Below are 22,634 nucleotides of genomic sequence, written 5' to 3' on the forward strand. Positions count from 1 at the left end.
ACTCTTATACCAATCCATTCAGATAAAAATAAGGTCTGCAATCTTAGCTCATTTTAAGAGGACGACTCTCCTAGCCAAATTGTCTAATTTACCTGAGATCTGGTTAAGCCAGAACTAAGCAATTATACCAATCTAAGTAAAAATATGATCTAATTGATGTCATTCAACGATAAAACTTATTCGCTATGGACAGTCTCAATAATATCGACTTTAAAAAGCTCGCAAGCCAGCAGAAATCTATTCAGATGAAAATGAGACTGCTGGCCCTCGCTCATTTCAAAGATGGACACTCTCGCACCCAAATCGCCAAGTTTCTTATGGTGAGCCGAACCAGTGTTAATAAGTGGGTTCACACTTTTCTTGAAGAAGGATTAGAAGGGCTGAAGGAAAAGCCAAGAACGGGACGACCACCCTTCTTAACTTCTGAGCAAAGAGAGCAATTGAGCCAATACATAAAAGATAAAGCCAATGATACACAAGGCGGACGACTGACTGGGGCCGACATCCACGCTTATATCGTGAAAGAATTTGGCCAGCACTACCACCCTGATTCTATCTATTACCTGCTCGACCACATGGGCTTTTCATGGATAACTTCCCGCTCAAAACACCCCAAGCAATCTCAAGAAGTCCAAGACGATTTTAAAAAAATTCAAAATTGAAACGATCCTGAAGATCCCAGGATATATCGCTCTAGAGCATGTGGATGTCTGGTTTCAAGATGAAGCCAGATTTGGGCAACAAAACACGACAACACGGTTATGGGCAGAGAAAGGAACACGCCCCAGAGCCGTGAAGCAACAACAATTTGAATATGCGTATCTGTTTGGCTCTGTCTGTCCCGCGAGAGGGATTGGCGAAGCGATGGTCGTTCCTTGGGTGAATAAAGAGATCATGATCGAGCATTTAAAGCAAATATCGGCAATCACTGAAAAAGGGCGTCATGCCGTCATCATTATGGATGGGGCGAGTTGGCATACCAATGACATTGCAGAACCGTTTAGCAATGTCAGTATCATCAAGCTCCCGCCCTATTCACCAGAGCTCAACCCGATAGAACAAGTGTGGAGCTGGCTCAGACAACACTATCTTGCCAATCAGAGTTTTACCGATTATGAGGATATCGTGGAGAAAGTGTGCAAGGCTTGGAATCGATTCTTGGACAGTACAGATAGGGTTAGCAAAATGTGCATAAGAGAGTGGATTGACCTGACCAGTTAATTTTCCAGATTGGTATTACTCTCTAACAGCTCAAACTCTTGAGCTGTTAGATCTAGACTGGGCTTTCTATCCCTCAAGCAGTAAGCAATTAATCCTCCCAACAGATTCAGGATAAAACCATGCATACTGCGATGGCGAGAATGCTCGATATACGAAATGTTCTTCAACTGGTCATTCACTGTCCCGATAATAAAGCGTTTTTTCAGTAACGCTCGGTCCCATAAAGAGAGAAATTTCTTCTTCATGTTCTTACGAACAGTGGTAATGAGTTCAACGCCCTTATCCAGAAGCTCACCTGTTAAAGCTTTGCTGATATAGCCTTTATCACCGTAAAGTTTCCCCCAGATTGCATCAGCCATCTCTGGTACTGGCTTTCTGTCATCTTCATTGCCTTTAGTCAACTTGAGGGCGACAAGCTCGCCTAGGTGATTGATGATCAGATGAAGTTTAAAGCCAAAAGACCAGCCCATCGTCCCCTTTCCATGGCAGGCAACCCCTTCAAACACTTTATTTCTTTTGGCTCGAATGATGTGGCAAACCTCAATCTTGGTCGAGTCTACAAACTGGATACCTGTAGGTTTACCTAGCTTTGATGTCAGATAACTGCACATTGGCACGACCACGCTAGCCGTCATACCAAGGAATCTCGTGTAACTTAAAAGGTTTGGAAAGTATTTGGTCAGATTACGGCACACATAGAGCAAATAGTAGCTCTTGAAATCTCGATAGTGGGATTGGTGAAAGTGAATAAGGATGGTCATTATCTCAGCTGGAGATAGCTTACATGCCCTACGGCGCTTGAGTTCACCGATTTCGATGAGTTGCTGTTGCCACTGCTCAATAAACAACTGACAGAAATCATCGACATCACAGAAGGTTTCAATTAATTTGTCCATGCTCGTTCCTTGGAGGTATCTGTTCCTTTTGGTCGAATGATCAGATCGGGGAACGAGCAATTAGTTCCTCTGTTAGCTCAGTTTCTTATCCAGAGTTCAGGTTAATTTCTAAAAGTGAGTCGCACTAGCGTAAATAAATGGGTTTGAATCTTTTTAGAGGAAAGACTAGAAGGCCTTCAAGAAAAACCAAGGATCAGAAATTATACCAATCTAAGTAAAAATATGATCTAATTGATGTCATTCAACGATAAAACTTATTCGCTATGGACAGTCTCAATAATATCGACTTTAAAAAGCTCGCAAGCCAGCAGAAATCTATTCAGATGAAAATGAGACTGCTGGCCCTCGCTCATTTCAAAGATGGACACTCTCGCACCCAAATCGCCAAGTTTCTTATGGTGAGCCGAACCAGTGTTAATAAGTGGGTTCACACTTTTCTTGAAGAAGGATTAGAAGGGCTGAAGGAAAAGCCAAGAACGGGACGACCACCCTTCTTAACTTCTGAGCAAAGAGAGCAATTGAGCCAATACATAAAAGATAAAGCCAATGATACACAAGGCGGACGACTGACTGGGGCCGACATCCACGCTTATATCGTGAAAGAATTTGGCCAGCACTACCACCCTGATTCTATCTATTACCTGCTCGACCACATGGGCTTTTCATGGATAACTTCCCGCTCAAAACACCCCAAGCAATCTCAAGAAGTCCAAGACGATTTTAAAAAAATTCAAAATTGAAACGATCCTGAAGATCCCAGGATATATCGCTCTAGAGCATGTGGATGTCTGGTTTCAAGATGAAGCCAGATTTGGGCAACAAAACACGACAACACGGTTATGGGCAGAGAAAGGAACACGCCCCAGAGCCGTGAAGCAACAACAATTTGAATATGCGTATCTGTTTGGCTCTGTCTGTCCCGCGAGAGGGATTGGCGAAGCGATGGTCGTTCCTTGGGTGAATAAAGAGATCATGATCGAGCATTTAAAGCAAATATCGGCAATCACTGAAAAAGGGCGTCATGCCGTCATCATTATGGATGGGGCGAGTTGGCATACCAATGACATTGCAGAACCGTTTAGCAATGTCAGTATCATCAAGCTCCCGCCCTATTCACCAGAGCTCAACCCGATAGAACAAGTGTGGAGCTGGCTCAGACAACACTATCTTGCCAATCAGAGTTTTACCGATTATGAGGATATCGTGGAGAAAGTGTGCAAGGCTTGGAATCGATTCTTGGACAGTACAGATAGGGTTAGCAAAATGTGCATAAGAGAGTGGATTGACCTGACCAGTTAATTTTCCAGATTGGTATTATACAGTCGTTATTATGGATCGCACTGGGTGGTATACGGAAAAGTACGGTAGGAATTGACAATGCATTTAATAACGTCAGTGTCATAAAACGGCTGCTCTATTCACCATAGCTCAATCCAATTAAACAAGTATCGAGTTGGCTGCGACCACGCTATTTAGCGAAGCAACCTTTTACTAACCACCACGATATTGTCGAGAAGATATGTCACGCATGGAATCGATTTTTGGAATGCGCTGGTAGGGTGAAAACCATGTACAAATGAGATTGGATTGAGCTGACCCGTTAATTTTCCAGATTGGATTCATTCGCCGATAGACGAACAAAAACGGTAAAGACGAAAAAGCCCCGCTGTTTCCAGCGAGGCTTATTAATAAGTGGCGGAGCGGACGGGACTCGAACCCGCGACCCCCGGCGTGACAGGCCGGTATTCTAACCGACTGAACTACCGCTCCGCATCAGTTAGACTGTAAGTCTGGTATCAGGCAATGCCTAACACGATATTTAAAGCCTGGCGATGTCCTACTCTCACATGGGGAAACCCCACACTACCATCGGCGCTGTTTCGTTTCACTTCTGAGTTCGGGATGGAGTCAGGTGGGTCCAAAACGCTATGGTCGCCAAGCAAATTCTTTCTCTCTATTTCTAGAGAATAATCTGGAAAGCTGTTTACGTTCTTTTTAACACATTCAAGTTTTTGTTCTTGTTTTGAGTCCATCAAAACCCTTTGGGTGTTGTATGGTTAAGCCTCACGGGCAATTAGTACAGGTTAGCTCAACACCTCACAGCGCTTACACACCCTGCCTATCAACGTTCTAGTCTCGAACAACCCTTTAGGACAGTTAAACTGTCAGGGAAGACTCATCTCAGGGCTCGCTTCCCGCTTAGATGCTTTCAGCGGTTATCGATTCCGAACTTAGCTACCGGGCAATGCGTCTGGCGACACAACCCGAACACCAGAGGTTCGTCCACTCCGGTCCTCTCGTACTAGGAGCAGCCCCCTTCAATCTTCCAACGCCCACGGCAGATAGGGACCGAACTGTCTCACGACGTTCTAAACCCAGCTCGCGTACCACTTTAAATGGCGAACAGCCATACCCTTGGGACCGACTTCAGCCCCAGGATGTGATGAGCCGACATCGAGGTGCCAAACACCGCCGTCGATATGAACTCTTGGGCGGTATCAGCCTGTTATCCCCGGAGTACCTTTTATCCGTTGAGCGATGGCCCTTCCATTCAGAACCACCGGATCACTATGACCTGCTTTCGCACCTGCTCGAACCGTCATTCTCGCAGTTAAGCGGGCTTATGCCATTGCACTAACCTCACGATGTCCAACCGTGATTAGCCCACCTTCGTGCTCCTCCGTTACTCTTTGGGAGGAGACCGCCCCAGTCAAACTACCCACCAGGCACTGTCCGCGACCCCGATGAGGGGCCAACGTTAGAACATCAAACATACAAGGGTGGTATTTCAAGGACGGCTCCAACGCAACTGGCGTCACGTCTTCAAAGCCTCCCACCTATCCTACACATGTAGGTTCAATGTTCAGTGCCAAGCTGTAGTAAAGGTTCACGGGGTCTTTCCGTCTAGCCGCGGGTACACTGCATCTTCACAGCGATTTCAATTTCACTGAGTCTCGGGTGGAGACAGCGTGGCCATCATTACGCCATTCGTGCAGGTCGGAACTTACCCGACAAGGAATTTCGCTACCTTAGGACCGTTATAGTTACGGCCGCCGTTTACCGGGGCTTCGATCAAGAGCTTCGCTTACGCTAACCCCATCAATTAACCTTCCGGCACCGGGCAGGCGTCACACCGTATACGTCATCTTGCGATTTTGCACAGTGCTGTGTTTTTAATAAACAGTTGCAGCCACCTGGTATCTGCGACTCTCGTCAGCTCCATCCGCGAGGGACTTCACCATCAAGAGCGTACCTTCTCCCGAAGTTACGGTACCATTTTGCCTAGTTCCTTCACCCGAGTTCTCTCAAGCGCCTTGGTATTCTCTACCCGACCACCTGTGTCGGTTTGGGGTACGATTCCATCAAATCTGAAGCTTAGAGGCTTTTCCTGGAAGCATGGCATCAATGACTTCACTACCGTAGTAGCTCGACGTCGTGTCTCAGCCTATCGAGTGTCCGGATTTACCTAAACACTCAGCCTACGCACTTGAACCTGGACAACCGTCGCCAGGCCCACCTAGCCTTCTCCGTCCCCCCATCGCAATTTGATCGAGTACAGGAATATTAACCCGTTTCCCATCGACTACGCCTTTCGGCCTCGCCTTAGGGGTCGACTCACCCTGCCCCGATTAACGTTGGACAGGAACCCTTGGTCTTCCGGCGGGGAGGTTTTTCACCCCCCTTGTCGTTACTCATGTCAGCATTCGCACTTCTGATACCTCCAGCATGCTTTACAACACACCTTCAACGGCTTACAGAACGCTCCCCTACCCAATGTTCCAAGAACATTGCCGCAGCTTCGGTTTACAACTTAGCCCCGTTACATCTTCCGCGCAGGCCGACTCGACTAGTGAGCTATTACGCTTTCTTTAAATGATGGCTGCTTCTAAGCCAACATCCTAGCTGTCTAAGCCTTCCCACATCGTTTCCCACTTAGCTGTAATTTGGGACCTTAGCTGGCGGTCTGGGTTGTTTCCCTCTCCACGACGGACGTTAGCACCCGCCGTGTGTCTCCCGGATAGTACTTACTGGTATTCGGAGTTTGCAAAGGGTTGGTAAGTCGGGATGACCCCCTAGCCTTAACAGTGCTCTACCCCCAGTAGTATTCGTCCGAGGCGCTACCTAAATAGCTTTCGGGGAGAACCAGCTATCTCCGAGTTTGATTGGCCTTTCACCCCTAGCCACAAGTCATCCGCTAATTTTTCAACATTAGTCGGTTCGGTCCTCCAGTTGATGTTACTCAACCTTCAACCTGCCCATGGCTAGATCACTCGGTTTCGGGTCTAATGCTAGCAACTATACGCCCAGTTAAGACTCGGTTTCCCTACGGCTCCCCTATACGGTTAACCTTGCTACTAACATTAAGTCGCTGACCCATTATACAAAAGGTACGCAGTCACAGGACAAAGCCTGCTCCTACTGCTTGTACGTACACGGTTTCAGGTTCTATTTCACTCCCCTCACAGGGGTTCTTTTCGCCTTTCCCTCACGGTACTGGTTCACTATCGGTCAGTCAGGAGTATTTAGCCTTGGAGGATGGTCCCCCCATATTCAGACAGGATAACACGTGTCCCGCCCTACTCGATTTCACTGAACATGCGCCTATGACTACGGGACTATCACCCGGTATCGTTGGCCTTTCCAGACCATTCGTCTAACGCATGTAAAGCTTAAGGGCTAATCCAATTTCGCTCGCCGCTACTTTCGGAATCTCGGTTGATTTCTTTTCCTCGGGGTACTTAGATGTTTCAGTTCTCCCGGTTCGCTTCGCTGCACTATGTATTCATGCAGCGATACTTACTTATGTAAGTGGGTTTCCCCATTCGGAAATCGGTGACTCAAGTGGCTCTTACTGCCTCATCACCGCTTATCGCAAGTTAGTACGTCCTTCATCGCCTCTGACTGCCAAGGCATCCACCGTGTACGCTTAGTCACTTAACCATACAACCCCAAAGGGTCTTCTGTTTAAACAACCAAAGTTCGCTATCTCATTATTTGAATGAGCGAGATAGCATTGATTTGCCGGACTCAATTTTGAATTGTCACTATAAGTGACATTCCCAAGAACACTTGAATGTGTTTTGTTGGTGTTTGTCATCAAGACAAACATTGAGAACTTTACAAGTAATCTATCCATAAAGATAAATTACTTTGTCAGCTTTCCAAATTGTTAAAGAGCAAGATTTAACTTTCTATTGAAAGAAAGAAACCATGTTTAAAAGCACTCATTGAATGCGCTTAAAGATGGTGGAGCTAAGCAGGATCGAACTGCTGACCTCCTGCGTGCAAGGCAGGCGCTCTCCCAGCTGAGCTATAGCCCCATCAATAGTGGTGGGTCTGAGTGGACTCGAACCACCGACCTTACGCTTATCAGGCGTACGCTCTAACCACCTGAGCTACAGACCCACTAAATGCTCTAATCTAAACCGTATCAATCTGTGTGAACACTCATCGCAATAATCATCGTATAAGGAGGTGATCCAGCGCCAGGTTCCCCTAGCGCTACCTTGTTACGACTTCACCCCAGTCATGAACCACACCGTGGTGATCGTCCTCCCCTAATCTCGAAAGAAAAGGGGTTAAACTAACCACTTCTGGTGCAGCCCACTCCCATGGTGTGACGGGCGGTGTGTACAAGGCCCGGGAACGTATTCACCGTGGCATTCTGATCCACGATTACTAGCGATTCCGACTTCATGGAGTCGAGTTGCAGACTCCAATCCGGACTACGACGCACTTTTTGGGATTCGCTCACTTTCGCAAGTTGGCCGCCCTCTGTATACGCCATTGTAGCACGTGTGTAGCCCTACTCGTAAGGGCCATGATGACTTGACGTCGTCCCCACCTTCCTCCGGTTTATCACCGGCAGTCTCCCTGGAGTTCCCGACATGACTCGCTGGCAAACAAGGATAAGGGTTGCGCTCGTTGCGGGACTTAACCCAACATTTCACAACACGAGCTGACGACAGCCATGCAGCACCTGTCTCAGAGCTCCCGAAGGCACACCTGCGTCTCCGCTGGCTTCTCTGGATGTCAAGAGTAGGTAAGGTTCTTCGCGTTGCATCGAATTAAACCACATGCTCCACCGCTTGTGCGGGCCCCCGTCAATTCATTTGAGTTTTAATCTTGCGACCGTACTCCCCAGGCGGTCTACTTAACGCGTTAGCTCCGAAAGCCACGGCTCAAGGCCACAACCTCCAAGTAGACATCGTTTACGGCGTGGACTACCAGGGTATCTAATCCTGTTTGCTCCCCACGCTTTCGCATCTGAGTGTCAGTATCTGTCCAGGGGGCCGCCTTCGCCACCGGTATTCCTTCAGATCTCTACGCATTTCACCGCTACACCTGAAATTCTACCCCCCTCTACAGTACTCTAGTTTGCCAGTTTCAAATGCAATTCCCAGGTTGAGCCCGGGGCTTTCACATCTGACTTAACAAACCACCTGCATGCGCTTTACGCCCAGTAATTCCGATTAACGCTCGCACCCTCCGTATTACCGCGGCTGCTGGCACGGAGTTAGCCGGTGCTTCTTCTGTTGCTAACGTCAAATGATGCTGCTATTCACAACACCACCTTCCTCACAACTGAAAGTGCTTTACAACCCGAAGGCCTTCTTCACACACGCGGCATGGCTGCATCAGGCTTGCGCCCATTGTGCAATATTCCCCACTGCTGCCTCCCGTAGGAGTCTGGACCGTGTCTCAGTTCCAGTGTGGCTGATCATCCTCTCAGACCAGCTAGGGATCGTCGCCTTGGTGAGCCCTTACCTCACCAACTAGCTAATCCCACCTGGGCATATCCTGACGCGAGAGGCCCGAAGGTCCCCCTCTTTGGCCCGTAGGCATCATGCGGTATTAGCCATCGTTTCCAATGGTTATCCCCCACATCAGGGCAATTTCCCAGGCATTACTCACCCGTCCGCCGCTCGCCACCCGAGAAACAAGTTTCTCTGTGCTGCCGCTCGACTTGCATGTGTTAGGCCTGCCGCCAGCGTTCAATCTGAGCCATGATCAAACTCTTCAATTAAAAGTTTTTTGAAGCTTGCGCTTCGGCTCAATGAATACTGAATAAATTGACTGTGCCGAATCTTGCGATTCGTTTTGGTCACTCAGTTCATTGATAAATCTTTTGCGATTATCATCAACGAGTGCCCACACAGATTGATAGGTTTATATTGTTAAAGAGCTTGCTTTTCGAGAAGCTTTTCTCTCAAAGCGGAGGTGCATTCTAGCGAGTTAATTTGAAGAGTCAAACACTTTTTCAAATTTCTTTTTTTAGAAGCCTTACCCTCTTACTGCACTGCTGAAGCCTTGTGGCGTCTACCGTGTCAGTGGATGCGCATTATAGGCGGAACGTTTCTGCGTGCAACTCTTTTTTGCAAATAAATTCCAAAACACGCCCGTTAGCTGCTTTATTGAGCAAATCCCGCTAAAGAGGGCTAAAAAACCCTCTATTACTCTATAATTGTGGCGAGATTCGATCAGATAAATGCATAAGCATCAGCAAACATGCGCTCTCTGACCGCTTTTTTCTGCTGAGTAAACTGCTCTCTTGCGGCTCCAGCCATTTCAAATCGACCCGCAATGTAAATATCAAATTCCTGTAAGGATTCAAAATCGCTATTGACCGCTTGGAGGACATTACCCACTTTCCCTTGCCAGTCAGCATCAACATCTTCTATGACAGGGACAAAATGGACGTTCTGGTACTTTGCAGCAATATCGCTTAGCTCACTTTTTGCGTACAATTGCGACTCATCGCGCGCGCCCCAATAAAGGTAGATAGCGCTTTGGCGTTTTTGTGCAATGCAATGGTCTAAAATCGAACGCACATAACTAAAGCCGGTCCCACCAGCAATCAGAAGAAGCGGACGCTCGCTATCTTCTTTTAGCCAAGCGTCTCCGTGTGGCGCGTCAATTTCAATTTGCGAGCCTGTTACTAACGCGTTTTGCATCGCTTCGACCACTTCAAGTGCATAAGCATTATGTTCCGCCGCGCCAATATGAAGTTCAAGTTCACCTTCATGACGGCATGGACTACTTGCGATCGAGAACGGACGCTTATCTTTCTCGCCCATGACCACCATTAAATATTGCCCCGCCTTAAATGCCACTGGTGTTTCAGGATGAAGCAGGATTTGATAGGTATTACTCGCCAACGGCTTAATTGACTTAACTTTGCATTGAATGGTCATGATGTTCCTCTTGCTTACTCTTCAAAAGTAAGCACTAAATTACTTTCTGCGTAGGCTTGGCAAGGAAAAATCCAACCTTGCTGCTGCTCTTTATTGGTTAGCATGGGTTCGAGGTGATAACTCACCTCACCCGAGAGTTTTCGGCACATGCACATTGCGCAAGCGCCGATTTGGCAACGATGCGGGAAGCGAATATTATTGTTGAGCGCCGCTTCCAACACCGTTTCACCTTGCAACACGATGAATGTGACATTCATTGGCAGAAGGTGCACTTGATGGCTCATAGAATACCTAACTCGTGCCAAATCGCATCGATTTTAGCCACAAGTTGCGGATCTTTTTTAATCGGGCTGCCCCACTCTCGTACAACCTCTGGGGCAAATTTGTTGGTCGCATCCAGCCCCAACTTCGAGGAGCCAGAGCACTTAACTTGCACGGTGTCTCTCAACGGATCCATACGTGTGGTTACCGCCCAAATGATATCGTGCCAATCTTGAACATTAACGTCATCATCACACAAGATAATAAACTTGATATCTGCATAGGGGGCAAAGAAATCCCACAGATGTTTCAGCAACGTTTGAGACTGACCAGCTCGCTCTTTTTTCATCGACGCAATAACAAATTGATGGTTGGCACTAGGAGGGAGATAGAGATCAACGATTTCTGGGTGTTGTTGTTTCAGCGCCAATAAGTCGCATTCAGCTATCGCGTGGCTTTCTCGCTCCGGCACTGGCGTTCGCGTTGCCAGCTCAGCCGGCCACTTTATCGTCGCATCCAGCCCCATCTTTGAACCCAGCCCTACCACTGGCGATGCAAAGTCGAGTGAATCAATCGGTGTGTTATCGATCATCAAGGTATCTTGCACAGGCTCCATATGTTCAGTCATCGCTTTGACGACCTCATTCCAATCGCGCGCGTTAACCGATTCGTCGCAAACTATCACGAACTTGGTATACATAAACTGACGCAGGAAAGACCACACACCCATCATCACCCGCTTAGCATGCCCTGGGTACTGCTTTTTCATCGTCACCACGGCCATACGATACGAGCAGCCTTCTGGCGGTAGATAGAAATCTTCAATCTCTGGAAACTGCTTTTGTAGGATAGGCACAAATACTTCATTGAGTGCCACACCGAGCACGGCAGGCTCATCAGGTGGACGCCCAGTGTAAGTGCTGTGGTAGATAGGATCGCGACGCATGGTGATGTGCGTAATAGTAAAGACGTGATGCTGCTCTTTTTCGTTGTAGTAGCCCGTATGATCGCCGTACGGACCTTCATCGGCAAACTCATTCGGATCGATGTAGCCTTCCAGCACAATCTCAGCACTGGCAGGCACTTCCAAGTCATTACTGATCGATTGGACTACTTCGGTTTTGCTGCCACGCAATAGGCCCGCGAAAGCGTACTCTGATAGAGTGTCTGGCACTGGCGTCACCGCGCCAAGAATGGTCGCCGGATCAGCACCAAACGCTACCGACACAGGAAATGGTTGGCCTGGGTTTGCCTCCATCCAATCACGCAGATCCAAGGCACCGCCACGATGAGCAAGCCAGCGCATGATGATTTTGTTCTTAGCGATTTTCTGCTGTCGATAAATGCCCAGATTTTGCCGCTTTTTGTATGGACCTCGAGTGACAGTGAGCCCCCAAGTAAGTAAGGGCGCAACATCCTCAGCCCAGCAACTCATGACAGGGATCTTGTCTAGGTCAACCTCATCGCCCTGCCACACTATCTCTTGGCACGGCGCTTTACGCAGCTTTTTGGCGGGCATATTGAGTACTTGCCTGAACAGTGGGATCTTATCCAGTGCATCTTTAAAGCCGCGTGGCGGTTCAGGCTCTTTGAGGTAAGCCAGCAATTTCCCAACTTCACGTAGCTCTTTGACCTCACTTCGCCCCATGCCCATGGCGACACGCTCAGGCGTACCAAATAGATTAGTGAGCACGGGAACGTTTGAGCCAATCGGGTTTTCAAACAGCAAAGCAGGCCCCGCCGCACGCAGCGTGCGATCGCTGATTTCTGTCATTTCATAGGCAGGGTCGACAGGGTGAGTAATGCGTTTCAGTTGACCATGCCGTTCAAGATGGTCAAGAAATTCACGTAAATCCTTAAAACTCATAGGCCTTTTGCGTAAAGTGATTAAACTTGACGCAGTATAACAAATCGTTTTCCGCTGCGAGGTGATTTTATTGCGCTTTTCGCCTTGGCTATTGCAAAGCCTGTAAAATCAACCCGCGCTTTACGCGATTATTGCCTGCTATCACCTCTTCCAGCCAACTTGAGTGTCCTTGTTTCGCTAGCTCTCTCGCCACTAAAGGCGCGTCGTCCGGCAGAGCCATTCTGGTAATCAGAAACTGTTTCACTTCGGCAGTTAAAGGGTTGGCTTTGGTGAGTAAGGTGATCGCCTGCGCTTTCAAGCTGGGATTCTGCGTTGAAGACATGATTTGCCGCCAAGAAAAGTCGTCGCCCACTGAGGCGAGGCGCTCTAACTCATTCTGACTGACATGGTCCGCCTTCATGCGCCATAAAAGATTGTACATCTCAGCTTCTTCACTGACTTGAGCAAGGCGCACCACGACTGAGGAAGGAGGTAGCCAAGTGGTCAACGGCGTGGCGGTCAACTGCTTGACCAAACTGTCTAAAGCCTCTGGGGATAAACTATCTAGCTCTCGGATCAGCAACGCTTCTCGCATTTGCACTAAGGATTGCGACCCCGCCAACCAAGTTTGCAACTGCAATTCACCGCGTTCGGCGGCGAGAATGAAATCCAACGTGGTTTGATCCTGTTTCCAGCGTTTCAATAAGCGATTAGCGACCGCAGGATAATTGAAGGCCGGGACGGTAAACTCATAACCATCGCCTTTTTCAACCACTTGGTAGCTCGGGATCATTTTGATTTGCGATTCAACAAAAATCGCCATTCTGGGCGTTAAAATAACGTCTTGTTTCTCTAGTTTATCGAGTAAAAGAAAACGCACGACTTCTTGTTGGGGCAGAGCTAGACGCTCCAATGCGAACTTGAGTTCATTGGCTTGATCTCGAGCGACATACTCAAGCAGTTCAGCGACTTTACTGTGAACTTGTTGGTCCTGAAGCCACTGCTGTGCGGTCGCTGTCTGCATTTCCTGAGCAGACACAAGTACCGGACCGAAAAGAAGTGACGTGGTCAGGAGTAGCGAAGACAACATTCCTTGTTGCATGTTAACCTCCCGATAACATTTTCATCCATTCTGAAGAGTTCTCGGTGGAATTGCAAACAAAAACGCCACTGAAGACAGTGGCGTTTTTATGGTCAATCCATTACTGGCGACGCATGGCGTCAAAGAATTCGTCGTTGGTTTTAGTCATCGCCAACTTGTCGATCAAGAATTCCATCGCGTCCGTCTCGCCCATCGGATGTACAATCTTGCGCAGAATCCACATTTTCTGCAGTTCATCGGTCTTGGTTAGGAGCTCTTCACGACGAGTACCTGAGCGATTGAAATCAATCGCAGGGAAGACACGCTTCTCAGCAATCTTACGGTTTAGGTGCAGTTCCATGTTACCTGTACCTTTAAACTCTTCGTAGATCACTTCGTCCATCTTAGAACCCGTATCCACGAGCGCAGTCGCGATAATGGTCAGGCTACCGCCCTCTTCCACATTACGTGCCGCACCGAAGAAACGCTTAGGACGATGCAGCGCGTTCGCATCCACACCACCGGTCAGTACTTTACCCGAAGAAGGCACAACCGTGTTGTATGCACGCGCAAGACGAGTAATCGAATCCAGCAGAATCACCACATCTTTCTTGTGTTCAACCAAGCGTTTCGCTTTTTCGATGACCATCTCAGCCACTTGTACGTGACGAGAAGCTGGCTCATCAAACGTCGAAGCCACCACTTCGCCTTTTACTAGGCGCTGCATTTCGGTCACTTCTTCTGGGCGTTCATCAATCAGCAACACCATCAACACACATTCTGGGTGGTTGTAAGTGATGCTCTGTGCGATGTTTTGCAGCAGCATGGTTTTACCCGCTTTTGGCGGAGCCACGATCAAACCACGCTGGCCTTTACCAATCGGCGATGCCAAATCTAATACACGCGCAGTGATATCTTCTGTCGAGCCATTACCGCGCTCCATCACCATACGCTCATTGGCGTGCAGAGGAGTTAAGTTTTCAAACAGGATTTTATTACGTGCGTTGTCTGGTCGATCATCGTTAACCGTGTTGACTTTCAGCAGTGCAAAGTAACGTTCGCCATCTTTTGGTGGACGAATTTTGCCTGCGATCGAATCGCCCGTGCGCAAGTTAAAACGACGAATCTGGCTTGGTGATACATAAATATCATCCGGACCCGCCAAGTACGAACTGTCTGCACTACGTAGGAAACCAAAGCCGTCTTGCAGAATTTCCAGAACCCCATCGCCAAAAATATCTTCGCCGCTTTTTGCGTGAGCTTTTAGGATGGCGAAGATAATGTCTTGTTTACGTAAACGTGCCAGGTTTTCCAGACCTAAGCTTTCACCAAGCTTAACAAGGTCGGATACCGGGATGTTTTTCAATTCGGTAAGGTTCATGGTGGTGGATTCTTGTTTAGTCAAAATAAGATCTATTTTCTAGTTAAGATGGATTTGGTCTCAGGATCGACCAAGAAGAGAAAGTTGTTTAATTAACGTGCGATAAATTAGCACTAAAAATAATCCTAGTCCAGAGTTTGAAAAAACAAAACCGTGCATTTGAGATTCTGCACGGTTTCGTTTCTAACCACTTATGGATTATAGGTTTGCATCCAAAAACTCTTTCAATTGAGTTTTTGATAGCGCACCCACTTTTGTCGCTGCCACGCTGCCGTCTTTGAACAACAGCAAGGTTGGAATACCGCGAATGCCAAATTTAGGTGGTGTGCCTGCATTATGGTCGATATTTAGTTTACCGATAGTGAGTTTGCCTTGATACTCTTCAGCAACTTCATCCAGAATCGGCGCAATCATCTTACAAGGACCACACCATTCTGCCCAAAAGTCTACCAGTACCGGGCCTGCAGCCTTAAGAACGTCGTTTTCAAAACCTTCATCAGTCAGCTGCAAAATCTTATCACTCATCTTCCACTCCAATGTGTTTTTTTGAAACTGGTTGGGTGATAACCAGTAATTTGATGGTCTATTGGAATGTATTTGCTTTCTTAATGCAAGCTTTAGCTGATATTCTATAGCGATGAAAAAGACGCATATCACAGAGCAAAAGTTCGCCGACTTCGGGTTGCATCCGCAAGTTATTGAAGGATTGGACAAAAAAGGGTTTGAGTTTTGCACCCCGATCCAAGCCTTGGCGCTGCCGGTACTGCTCTCCGGCCAAGACATCGCAGGCCAGGCCCAAACCGGGACTGGTAAAACGCTCGCGTTTCTTACTGCTACCTTTAACCATCTACTGACTACGCCAGCACATGAAGGCCGTCAGCCAACCCAGCCGCGTGCGATTATCATGGCGCCAACGCGTGAACTGGCTATCCAGATTTACAACGATGCCGAACCTTTGATCGCCAGCACCGGCATCAAAGCAGCCTTAGCTTACGGCGGTGAAAGCTACGATAAGCAACTAGCCAAACTGCAAGACGGCGTGGATGTGTTGATCGGCACGACAGGCCGTATTATTGACTTCTACAAACAGCGCGTATTTGGCTTAAACAACATTCAAGCCGTGGTGTTGGATGAAGCGGATCGCATGTTCGATCTTGGCTTTATTAAAGACATCCGTTTCTTGTTCCGCCGTATGCCGGCACCCCAAGAACGTTTGAACATGCTGTTTTCTGCAACACTCTCTTACCGCGTGCAGGAACTGGCGTTTGAGCACATGCACAATCCTGAACATGTGGTGGTGGAACCTGCACAAAAAACCGGCCATCGCATTCAAGAAGAGCTGTTCTATCCTTCCAATGAAGACAAAATGGCCCTGCTACAAACGCTGATTGAAGAAGAATGGCCAGATCGTGCGATCGTCTTTGCCAACACCAAACATCGCTGTGAATCGATTTGGGCTCATCTGGCGGGCGACAACCACCGTGTTGGCTTACTGACGGGTGATGTCCCTCAGAAGAAACGCGAAAAAATTCTTGAGCAATTTACTCAAGGCGCGGTAGACATTCTGGTCGCCACCGATGTCGCGGCACGTGGCTTACATATCCCACAAGTCACGCACGTGTTTAACTACGACTTACCTGACGATTGCGAAGACTATGTTCACCGTATCGGTCGTACAGGCCGTGCTGGCGCAAGTGGTCATTCGATTAGCTTTGCTTGCGAAGAGTACGCGATTAACCTGCCAGCGATTGAAGAGTACATCGAACACGCCATCCCGGTTTCTGAGTACGACCACGACGCACTGATCAAAGATCTCCCGGCCCCCGTTCGTACCCCATCAGCGCGTTCACAACAGCGCCGAACCAACACCAGCGGCGCACGTTCTGGAGACAGAAAGTCAAACAACCGCCGTCCGCGTGGACCTCGCCAACCAAGGGAAGCCTAAACCGTTTATGAGCCAGACAGGAACATCACCGCTCTATGCCGCCATCGACCTCGGGTCGAACAGTTTTCATATGCTCGTTGTGCGTCATATCGATGGCAGCGTTCAGACTATGGCCAAAATCAAGCGCAAAGTTCGCCTTGCTGCGGGCCTAGATGAACACCATGCGCTTAGCATGGAAGCGATGCAGCGTGGATGGGACTGCCTGAGCCTGTTTGCAGAAAGGCTGCAAGATATCCCGGCAGAGAATATTCGTATTGTCGGCACCGCGACCCTGCGAACGGCAACCAATGTGGATCTCTTCCTACAAAAGGCCAACCAGATCCTCGGCCATCCGATTGAAGTGATCAGCGGCGAAGAAGAAGCAGCGACGATCTACAAAGGCGTCGCGCACACCTCTGGCGGCAGTGGTCGCCGCCTAGTGGTAGACATCGGCGGCGCAAGTACCGAGCTGATTATTGGCGAAGGCTTTGAAGCCAAAGCGCTAACCAGCCTGCGTATGGGTTGCGTGACGTGGTTGGAAAACTTCTTTAAAGACCGCCAGCTCAATGCGCGCAACTTCGACAACGCCATTGAAGGTGCAAAACAAATCCTCAAACCAGTGCTTGCGCAATACAAAGAGCTGGGCTGGGATGTGTGTGTCGGCGCGTCCGGCACTGTCCAAGCGCTACAAGAGATCATGTTGGCGCAGGGCATGGACGAAGTGATTACTCACGCCAAGCTCAAGCGTCTACAAAAGCAAGCCATGCTCGCCGACCATCTCGAAGAGCTGGAAATTGAAGGGCTCACTTTAGAACGTGCGTTAGTCTTTCCTAGCGGTTTATCGATTCTGATTGCGGTTTTTGAACTGCTGGAGATCGATGCCATGACACTGGCTGGCGGCGCGCTGCGTGAAGGACTCGCCTACGAAATGATGGAAGAGCTCCGTCAAGACGACATCCGCTCTCGCACCATTGCCAGCATACAAACTCGCTATCAACTCGACAGTCAATATGGTCAACAAGTGGCGTCTCTCGCACTGCGCTTGCTAGAACAAGCTGGCGGCGAGGAGTGGATAGCCGAGCCTCAAGGCAAAGTGTTGCTAGAAACCACCGCGAAGTTGCACGAAATCGGTTTGACCATCGATTACAAGAAAGGCGGTGAACACAGCGCTTACTTGCTGCAGCACCTTGATTTACCGGGCTTTACTCGCGCGCAGAAATTCTTTATCGGTGAACTAGCGAGACGCTATCGAGATCAGCTTACGTCACTCCCCGAACAGCATGCGCTGTCCGGTAACAGCGCCAAACGCGTGCTGCGCTTGCTGCGCCTCGCGGTGTTGCTGTCGCATCGTCGTCGTCCTGAACTGGAACCTCAAATCACGCTCATTGCCGAAAGCGACAAACTCACGCTGCAAATCAGCGCTGGCTGGCTAGCGCAAAACCCGCTGACGGCAGCAGAACTGGAAACCGAAGCCAATCGCCAGACCGACATTGGTTGGCCAATGGTGATTGAAGCGAACTAACGCTTTGAATCGACATTGAACAGCAAAAAGCCCAAGTTGTTATCACTTGGGCTTTTTCTTTGCACTTGACTCTTTCTCTTAGCGCGAGCTTTGCGCCAAAGTAAATTGCGGATTCACCGCCGTGAGTTTCTTGGTCAAATAGTTGAGTAGCACGCCATACATGGGCACAAAGAGTCCCAAGCTGATCACCAATTTAAAGCCGTAATCCACCAGCGCGATTTCCGTCCAGTGCTCCGCCATAAACGGATCGGGGCTTTGGTAAAAAGCGATGGCAAAAAAGGCGATTGTATCGAGCGCGTTACCAAACAAAGTGGAACAGGTTGGCGCAACCCACCACTGCTTCATTTGACGCAGACGGTTAAACACATGCACATCCATGATCTGTCCCAGCAGGTAAGCCATAAAGCTGGCGATAGCGATACGTGCGACAAACAGATTAAACTCACTCAGATGGGAAAAGCCTTGAAACTGCCCCTCAAAAAACAGCACCGAAAGCACGTAAGAGACCGCCAGTGCAGGCAACATCACTAAGAAAATGATTCTTCTTGCCAAGGCTGCGCCAAACACACGTACCGTAAGATCGGTTGCAAGGAAGATAAATGGGAACGTAAAAGCGCCCCAAGTGGTGTGTAAACCAAAGACGGTAAAGGGTAATTGCACCAAATAGTTACTGGAAGCAATGATGACTAAATGGAATAAAACCAGATAGATAAGGGCGTTGCGCTGCTGCGCAGGGGTAAAGTGACTCATGCGATACCTTTTTAGTTTGGTTTGGGGGCGAGGGAACCCAAATCGAATGCATCAGAAAACCGACACAATTCTTACCAACAATGTTATAGAAAATAGGAAACTGGCCGCTAATGCAGCGGCGGGCGATTATACCTTAATCAGTTTTTCACACAAGCCACGAAAAACAGGCAATCGTTTAAGCGCGATAAATTTCCCGACATCCATAAAAAAGGATGTTTCATGTGAAACATCCTATTCAAAAATAAGCCTTTTCTTTTATCTGTGTATGAAGGAGATACAGCTAAAATTGTTGGCGAAACAGTTGCGCCAGAAAATCCATCTCCTCACGACTCTCTGCAACACTTAAGGATTCAAACCACACCGCTTCACTGTAATGCTCAGCTTTAAGAAACAAGTGACGCCCTTCAAAGTCAATCAGCCAGCTATGGATGTCACCGTCCCACTGCGTTTCCAATACTTGAGCCGAAAGCAATTTGACTAAACGTTCGCCCAGTTGAGGAAACGTATCGAGATTAAAGCTCGGCGTGGTGATCAGCAAACGCCCCTCTTCGGCCAGATAGTCCGCCAACCCAAATTCCTTGTGCGTCTCAACCATAATTCGTGATGTGCTCCTGAATCAAATCTAAAAACGGATCGGCGTATTTTTCCAACTTGCGCTGCCCCACACCACTCACCGCCAACATTTCGCCATACGAGGTCGGCAATATCTCGGCCATATCGATCAAGGTCGCATCACTGAACACCACATAAGGAGGCAGGCCTTCTTCATCGGCAATCGATTTACGCAGTTTGCGCAGTTTGGCGAACAGTTTCTTATCGTAATGTTTGTTGGAAAGCTTATCGGCTTTGGCGCTGCGCACAGTGGTATCCAAACGCGGCACCGCCAACTCAAGCGCAACATCGCCGCGTAGCAATGGACGCGCTTCTTCCGTCAGTTGTAGCGTCGAGTTGCGGGTGATGTTTTGCATCAGCAGCCCTTTGTGGATCAACTGACGGAAAATACTGACCCAATAATCATGGCTGTGATCGCGGCCAAGGCCATAGGTGGTGATTTTGTCGTGGCCATTTTCTCGAATGCGGATGTTTTGCATCCCACGCAGCACTTCCACCACATAACCCATACCGAAGCTTTGGTTAACGCGGTACACACAGGAAAGTGCTTTGCGCGCCTCTTCGGTGGCATCAAAATGTTTCGGTGGATCAAGGCAAATGTCGCAGTTGCCGCACGGCTTGTCGCGATATTCACCAAAGTAGTTAAGCAGCACCTGACGACGGCATGTCTGCGCTTCGGCAAACGCACTCATGGCATTCAGCTTGTGGCTCTCCACCTGCTTTTGTGGCCCGTCATCTTTTTCATCCAACATACGCCGCAGCCAAGTAATGTCGGCCGGATCGTAGAGCATCATCGCTTCGGCTGGCAGGCCGTCACGCCCAGCGCGCCCGGTCTCCTGGTAGTAGGATTCGATGTTGCGCGGGATGTCAAAATGGACCACAAAACGCACGTTGGGCTTGTTGATCCCCATACCAAAGGCGACCGTGGCTACGACGATCTGAATATCATCACGCTGAAACGCTTCTTGGACATAGGCACGCTCATCGGCGTCCATACCGGCGTGATAACCCGCCGCACGGATATGGTTGTTGCACAGCTTTTCGGTCAGCATCTCCACTTTTTTACGGCTGCCGCAGTAGATAATGCCGCAGTTGCCTTTTTGCGTTGCCAAATAGCGGATCACTTGCGAAACGGGTTTGTGTTTTTCGACCAAATCGTAGCGAATGTTGGGGCGGTCAAAGCTACCCAGATAAACGTGCGGTTGCTTAAGGTGCAAACGGCTAAGAATGTCACTGCGCGTGGCGTCATCTGCAGTGGCGGTGAGCGCCATAAACGGCACTTGGGCAAAGCGTTGCTTTAACTGACCAAGCGCCGCGTATTCCGGGCGAAAGTCATGTCCCCACTGAGAAATACAGTGCGCCTCATCCACCGCAATCATCGCCAACGGCAAATTTTCCAGCCGTTCCATAAAATCGCGCATCAGCACCCGTTCCGGTGAGGTATACACCAGCTTCAACTCGCCAGCGTGCATGCGGTTATACACGCTGAGCAAATCCTCGCGCGCCATGGTTGAGTTAACGCACTCTGCCGCCACGCCGTTGGCTTTGAGTTGATCCACTTGGTCTTTCATCAACGAGATCAACGGGGAAATCACTAAAGTGATGCCCGGCAGCACCAACGCTGGGATCTGGTAACAGAGCGATTTACCACCACCAGTCGGCATGATCACGAGGCTATCTTGCCCGTTGAGCGCGGCGTCAATCACCTGCTGCTGGCCGACACGGAAGGTCTGATAGCCAAACACCGCTTGCAAGACACTTTGCGGCGTCGTAGGCAATTCGGCAGGGTCAGCAAGCAGCGTGGAAGTCATGGATATACTCAGTTAGTTTTGCAAAGAGGTGCACGTCCAGCGCAAGGCCGGGAGCGTTAATGAGGGCACATTGTAAAGGGGTTTGATGGTGAATAAAACCGCAAAATACTAGGTGATTGCTTAGCCCGCTCGTATACTGGCCCATCCTTTTGAAACAACGACAGTGAAGGCGAAATGACAGTAGAAGAACAACAACGCGCACGCCAAGGGGTGCTTCTGGCCATCGGCGCTTATACCATGTGGGGCATTGCCCCCATCTATTTCAAATCGATCTCATCCGTTTCGGCGCTGGAGATCCTCAGTCACCGCGTGGTTTGGTCTTTCTTCTTATTGGCCGCTTTACTGCATTTTGGGCGCAACTGGCGTACCGTCAGCGCCGTGATCACCAATAAAAGCAAAATGCTCTATCTGGTTTCAACCGCTATTTTGGTCGGGGTCAACTGGTTGATTTTTATCTGGGCGGTCAATGCCAACCACATGCTTGACGCAAGCTTGGGCTACTACATCAACCCGCTTTTCAACGTCTTGCTTGGGATGATTTTTCTCGGTGAGCGGCTGCGCAAATTGCAGTGGTTCGCTGTCGCGCTTGCTGCCTGCGGGGTACTGGTGCAGTTGGTGATGTTTGGCTCTGTACCTATCGTCGCCATAGCGCTCGCCATGAGTTTCGGCGTGTATGGCCTACTGCGCAAAAAAGTCAGCGTTGACGCGCAAACGGGTTTGTTTATCGAAACCTTAGTCATGCTGCCAGCTGCGGCCATCTATTTGCTGTTTATTGCCTCCACCCCGACATCAAACCTGCTGGACAACCCAGCCAGTCTGAACATCCTCTTGGTCGCGGCAGGCGTAGTCACTACCTTACCCCTACTCTGCTTTACTGGTGCGGCAACGCGACTCAAGCTCTCTACTTTGGGTTTTTTCCAATACATTGGCCCAAGTTTGATGTTTTTGCTCGCCGTACTGATTTATGGCGAGGCATTTACCTCCGACAAAGCCATCACCTTCGCCTTTATCTGGGGAGCGTTAGTGCTCTTTAGCTTTGATGGGCTGCGCAACAACCGTAACGTTAGGCGTGCCGCCACCGCGCAGTGATCGTTTTTTACAAGACAATCCGCTCTTTCATCGATAAGCTTGGTC

At 49.0% G+C, this 22,634-nt stretch carries 15 protein-coding genes, 3 tRNA genes and 3 rRNA genes; 5 read left to right on the plus strand and 16 right to left on the minus strand.

Features of this window, described 5'->3' with window-relative positions:
* Positions 1-185 precede the first annotated feature (185 nt).
* Positions 186-1,221 (plus strand): IS630 family transposase gene (locus tag EA26_RS22105; protein ID WP_407701082.1). Its coding sequence is split into 2 segments (ribosomal slippage): positions 186-652 and positions 651-1,221, totalling 1,038 coding nucleotides; the frame shifts between segments, so codons are not numbered across the junction.
* Here the strand turns inward: EA26_RS22105 and EA26_RS00290 are convergent.
* Complete coding sequence (locus EA26_RS00290) at positions 1,218-2,117, minus strand: IS982 family transposase (RefSeq protein ID WP_039422189.1); 900 nt, start codon at positions 2,115-2,117, stop codon at positions 1,218-1,220. The two genes, EA26_RS22105 and EA26_RS00290, sit on opposite strands and share 4 nt — an antisense overlap.
* A gap of 263 nt (positions 2,118-2,380) precedes the next feature.
* Here EA26_RS00290 and EA26_RS22110 point away from each other — a divergent pair.
* Positions 2,381-3,416, plus strand: a protein-coding gene (locus EA26_RS22110) for an IS630 family transposase (RefSeq protein WP_407701082.1) whose coding sequence is annotated in 2 segments (ribosomal slippage) — positions 2,381-2,847 and positions 2,846-3,416 — 1,038 coding nt in all. Because the reading frame shifts where the segments join, the coding sequence is not laid out codon by codon here.
* Positions 3,417-3,810: 394 nt separating this feature from the next.
* On the opposite strand, the gene EA26_RS00305 is transcribed toward EA26_RS22110, so the two are convergent.
* The 12 genes from EA26_RS00305 to trxA form a co-directional block, all read right to left on the minus strand.
* Positions 3,811-3,887 (minus strand) — tRNA-Asp (locus EA26_RS00305).
* 54 nt (positions 3,888-3,941) lie between these two features.
* A 5S ribosomal RNA gene (gene rrf / locus EA26_RS00310) occupies positions 3,942-4,057 on the minus strand.
* Positions 4,058-4,170: 113 nt separating this feature from the next.
* A 23S ribosomal RNA gene (locus tag EA26_RS00315) occupies positions 4,171-7,058 on the minus strand.
* A 304-nt stretch (positions 7,059-7,362) separates the two neighbouring features.
* Positions 7,363-7,438 (minus strand) — tRNA-Ala (locus EA26_RS00320).
* 8 nt (positions 7,439-7,446) lie between these two features.
* Positions 7,447-7,523 (minus strand) — tRNA-Ile (locus tag EA26_RS00325).
* 62 nt (positions 7,524-7,585) lie between these two features.
* Positions 7,586-9,144: ribosomal RNA gene (locus EA26_RS00330) — 16S ribosomal RNA — on the minus strand.
* The 16S, 23S and 5S rRNA genes sit together here with 3 tRNA genes alongside, the layout of an rRNA operon.
* Positions 9,145-9,598: 454 nt before the next feature.
* Positions 9,599-10,312, minus strand: a complete 714-nt coding sequence (fre, locus tag EA26_RS00335) for an NAD(P)H-flavin reductase (protein ID WP_039422193.1) — start codon at positions 10,310-10,312, stop codon at positions 9,599-9,601.
* Between the two features lie 14 nt (positions 10,313-10,326).
* Positions 10,327-10,596 (minus strand): 2Fe-2S iron-sulfur cluster-binding protein, encoded by a 270-nt coding sequence (locus EA26_RS00340; protein ID WP_039422196.1) that lies wholly within the window; start codon positions 10,594-10,596, stop codon positions 10,327-10,329.
* Positions 10,593-12,440 carry a 4-hydroxy-3-polyprenylbenzoate decarboxylase gene (gene ubiD / locus EA26_RS00345; RefSeq protein WP_039422199.1) on the minus strand — a complete coding sequence of 616 codons (1,848 nt, stop codon included), beginning with the start codon at positions 12,438-12,440 and terminating at the stop codon, positions 10,593-10,595. Before ubiD ends, EA26_RS00340 begins: the two co-directional genes overlap by 4 nt.
* An 88-nt stretch (positions 12,441-12,528) precedes the next feature.
* On the minus strand, positions 12,529-13,521 hold the full coding sequence (locus EA26_RS00350) for a hypothetical protein (RefSeq protein ID WP_039422201.1): 993 nt from the start codon (positions 13,519-13,521) through the stop codon (positions 12,529-12,531).
* A 100-nt stretch (positions 13,522-13,621) separates the two neighbouring features.
* Complete coding sequence (rho, locus tag EA26_RS00355; RefSeq protein WP_039422204.1) at positions 13,622-14,881, minus strand: transcription termination factor Rho; 1,260 nt, start codon at positions 14,879-14,881, stop codon at positions 13,622-13,624.
* A 198-nt stretch (positions 14,882-15,079) separates the two neighbouring features.
* The gene (trxA, locus tag EA26_RS00360; protein ID WP_039422208.1) at positions 15,080-15,406 is read right to left on the minus strand and encodes a thioredoxin TrxA; all 327 of its coding nucleotides are present in this window, start codon (positions 15,404-15,406) and stop codon (positions 15,080-15,082) included.
* A 112-nt stretch (positions 15,407-15,518) separates the two neighbouring features.
* Between trxA and rhlB the strand changes: the two genes are divergently transcribed.
* Positions 15,519-16,826 (plus strand): ATP-dependent RNA helicase RhlB, encoded by a 1,308-nt coding sequence (rhlB, locus tag EA26_RS00365; RefSeq protein ID WP_039422210.1) that lies wholly within the window; start codon positions 15,519-15,521, stop codon positions 16,824-16,826.
* Between the two features lie 7 nt (positions 16,827-16,833).
* Entirely contained in the window at positions 16,834-18,327 is a 1,494-nt protein-coding gene (gene gppA, locus EA26_RS00370; protein WP_039422212.1) for a guanosine-5'-triphosphate,3'-diphosphate diphosphatase, read from the plus strand.
* 78 nt (positions 18,328-18,405) lie between these two features.
* Here the strand turns inward: gppA and EA26_RS00375 are convergent, their stop codons facing one another.
* The 3 genes from EA26_RS00375 to recQ all read right to left on the minus strand — a co-directional run bounded on the left by EA26_RS00375 (position 18,406) and on the right by recQ (position 21,500).
* Entirely contained in the window at positions 18,406-19,077 is a 672-nt protein-coding gene (locus EA26_RS00375; protein ID WP_039422214.1) for a 7-cyano-7-deazaguanine/7-aminomethyl-7-deazaguanine transporter, read from the minus strand.
* 280 nt (positions 19,078-19,357) lie between these two features.
* The gene (locus EA26_RS00380) at positions 19,358-19,672 is read right to left on the minus strand and encodes a DUF3630 family protein (protein WP_039422217.1); all 315 of its coding nucleotides are present in this window, start codon (positions 19,670-19,672) and stop codon (positions 19,358-19,360) included.
* A complete protein-coding gene (recQ, locus tag EA26_RS00385; RefSeq protein ID WP_039422219.1) occupies positions 19,665-21,500 on the minus strand; it encodes an ATP-dependent DNA helicase RecQ in 1,836 nt (611 codons plus the stop codon). Before recQ ends, EA26_RS00380 begins: the two co-directional genes overlap by 8 nt.
* Positions 21,501-21,674: 174 nt before the next feature.
* On the opposite strand from recQ, the gene rarD reads away from it, so the two are divergent.
* On the plus strand, positions 21,675-22,589 hold the full coding sequence (rarD, locus tag EA26_RS00390) for an EamA family transporter RarD (protein ID WP_039422223.1): 915 nt from the start codon (positions 21,675-21,677) through the stop codon (positions 22,587-22,589).
* Positions 22,590-22,634 lie beyond the last annotated feature (45 nt).

The organism is Vibrio navarrensis (assembly GCF_000764325.1).
Taxonomy (GTDB): Bacteria; Pseudomonadota; Gammaproteobacteria; order Enterobacterales; family Vibrionaceae; genus Vibrio; species Vibrio navarrensis.

Coding starts and splice junctions, on each gene's coding strand:
- rho (WP_039422204.1), bottom strand. CDS start 14,881: ATGAACCTTACCGAATTGAAAAACATCCCGGTATCCGACCTTGTTAAG.
- EA26_RS00340 (WP_039422196.1), bottom strand. CDS start 10,596: ATGAGCCATCAAGTGCACCTTCTGCCAATGAATGTCACATTCATCGTG.
- fre (WP_039422193.1), bottom strand. CDS start 10,312: ATGACCATTCAATGCAAAGTTAAGTCAATTAAGCCGTTGGCGAGTAAT.
- EA26_RS00380 (WP_039422217.1), bottom strand. CDS start 19,672: ATGGTTGAGACGCACAAGGAATTTGGGTTGGCGGACTATCTGGCCGAA.
- EA26_RS00375 (WP_039422214.1), bottom strand. CDS start 19,077: ATGAGTCACTTTACCCCTGCGCAGCAGCGCAACGCCCTTATCTATCTG.
- EA26_RS00290 (WP_039422189.1), bottom strand. CDS start 2,117: ATGGACAAATTAATTGAAACCTTCTGTGATGTCGATGATTTCTGTCAG.
- gppA (WP_039422212.1), top strand. CDS start 16,834: ATGAGCCAGACAGGAACATCACCGCTCTATGCCGCCATCGACCTCGGG.
- rarD (WP_039422223.1), top strand. CDS start 21,675: ATGACAGTAGAAGAACAACAACGCGCACGCCAAGGGGTGCTTCTGGCC.
- trxA (WP_039422208.1), bottom strand. CDS start 15,406: ATGAGTGATAAGATTTTGCAGCTGACTGATGAAGGTTTTGAAAACGAC.
- recQ (WP_039422219.1), bottom strand. CDS start 21,500: ATGACTTCCACGCTGCTTGCTGACCCTGCCGAATTGCCTACGACGCCG.
- EA26_RS00350 (WP_039422201.1), bottom strand. CDS start 13,521: ATGCAACAAGGAATGTTGTCTTCGCTACTCCTGACCACGTCACTTCTT.
- ubiD (WP_039422199.1), bottom strand. CDS start 12,440: ATGAGTTTTAAGGATTTACGTGAATTTCTTGACCATCTTGAACGGCAT.
- rhlB (WP_039422210.1), top strand. CDS start 15,519: ATGAAAAAGACGCATATCACAGAGCAAAAGTTCGCCGACTTCGGGTTG.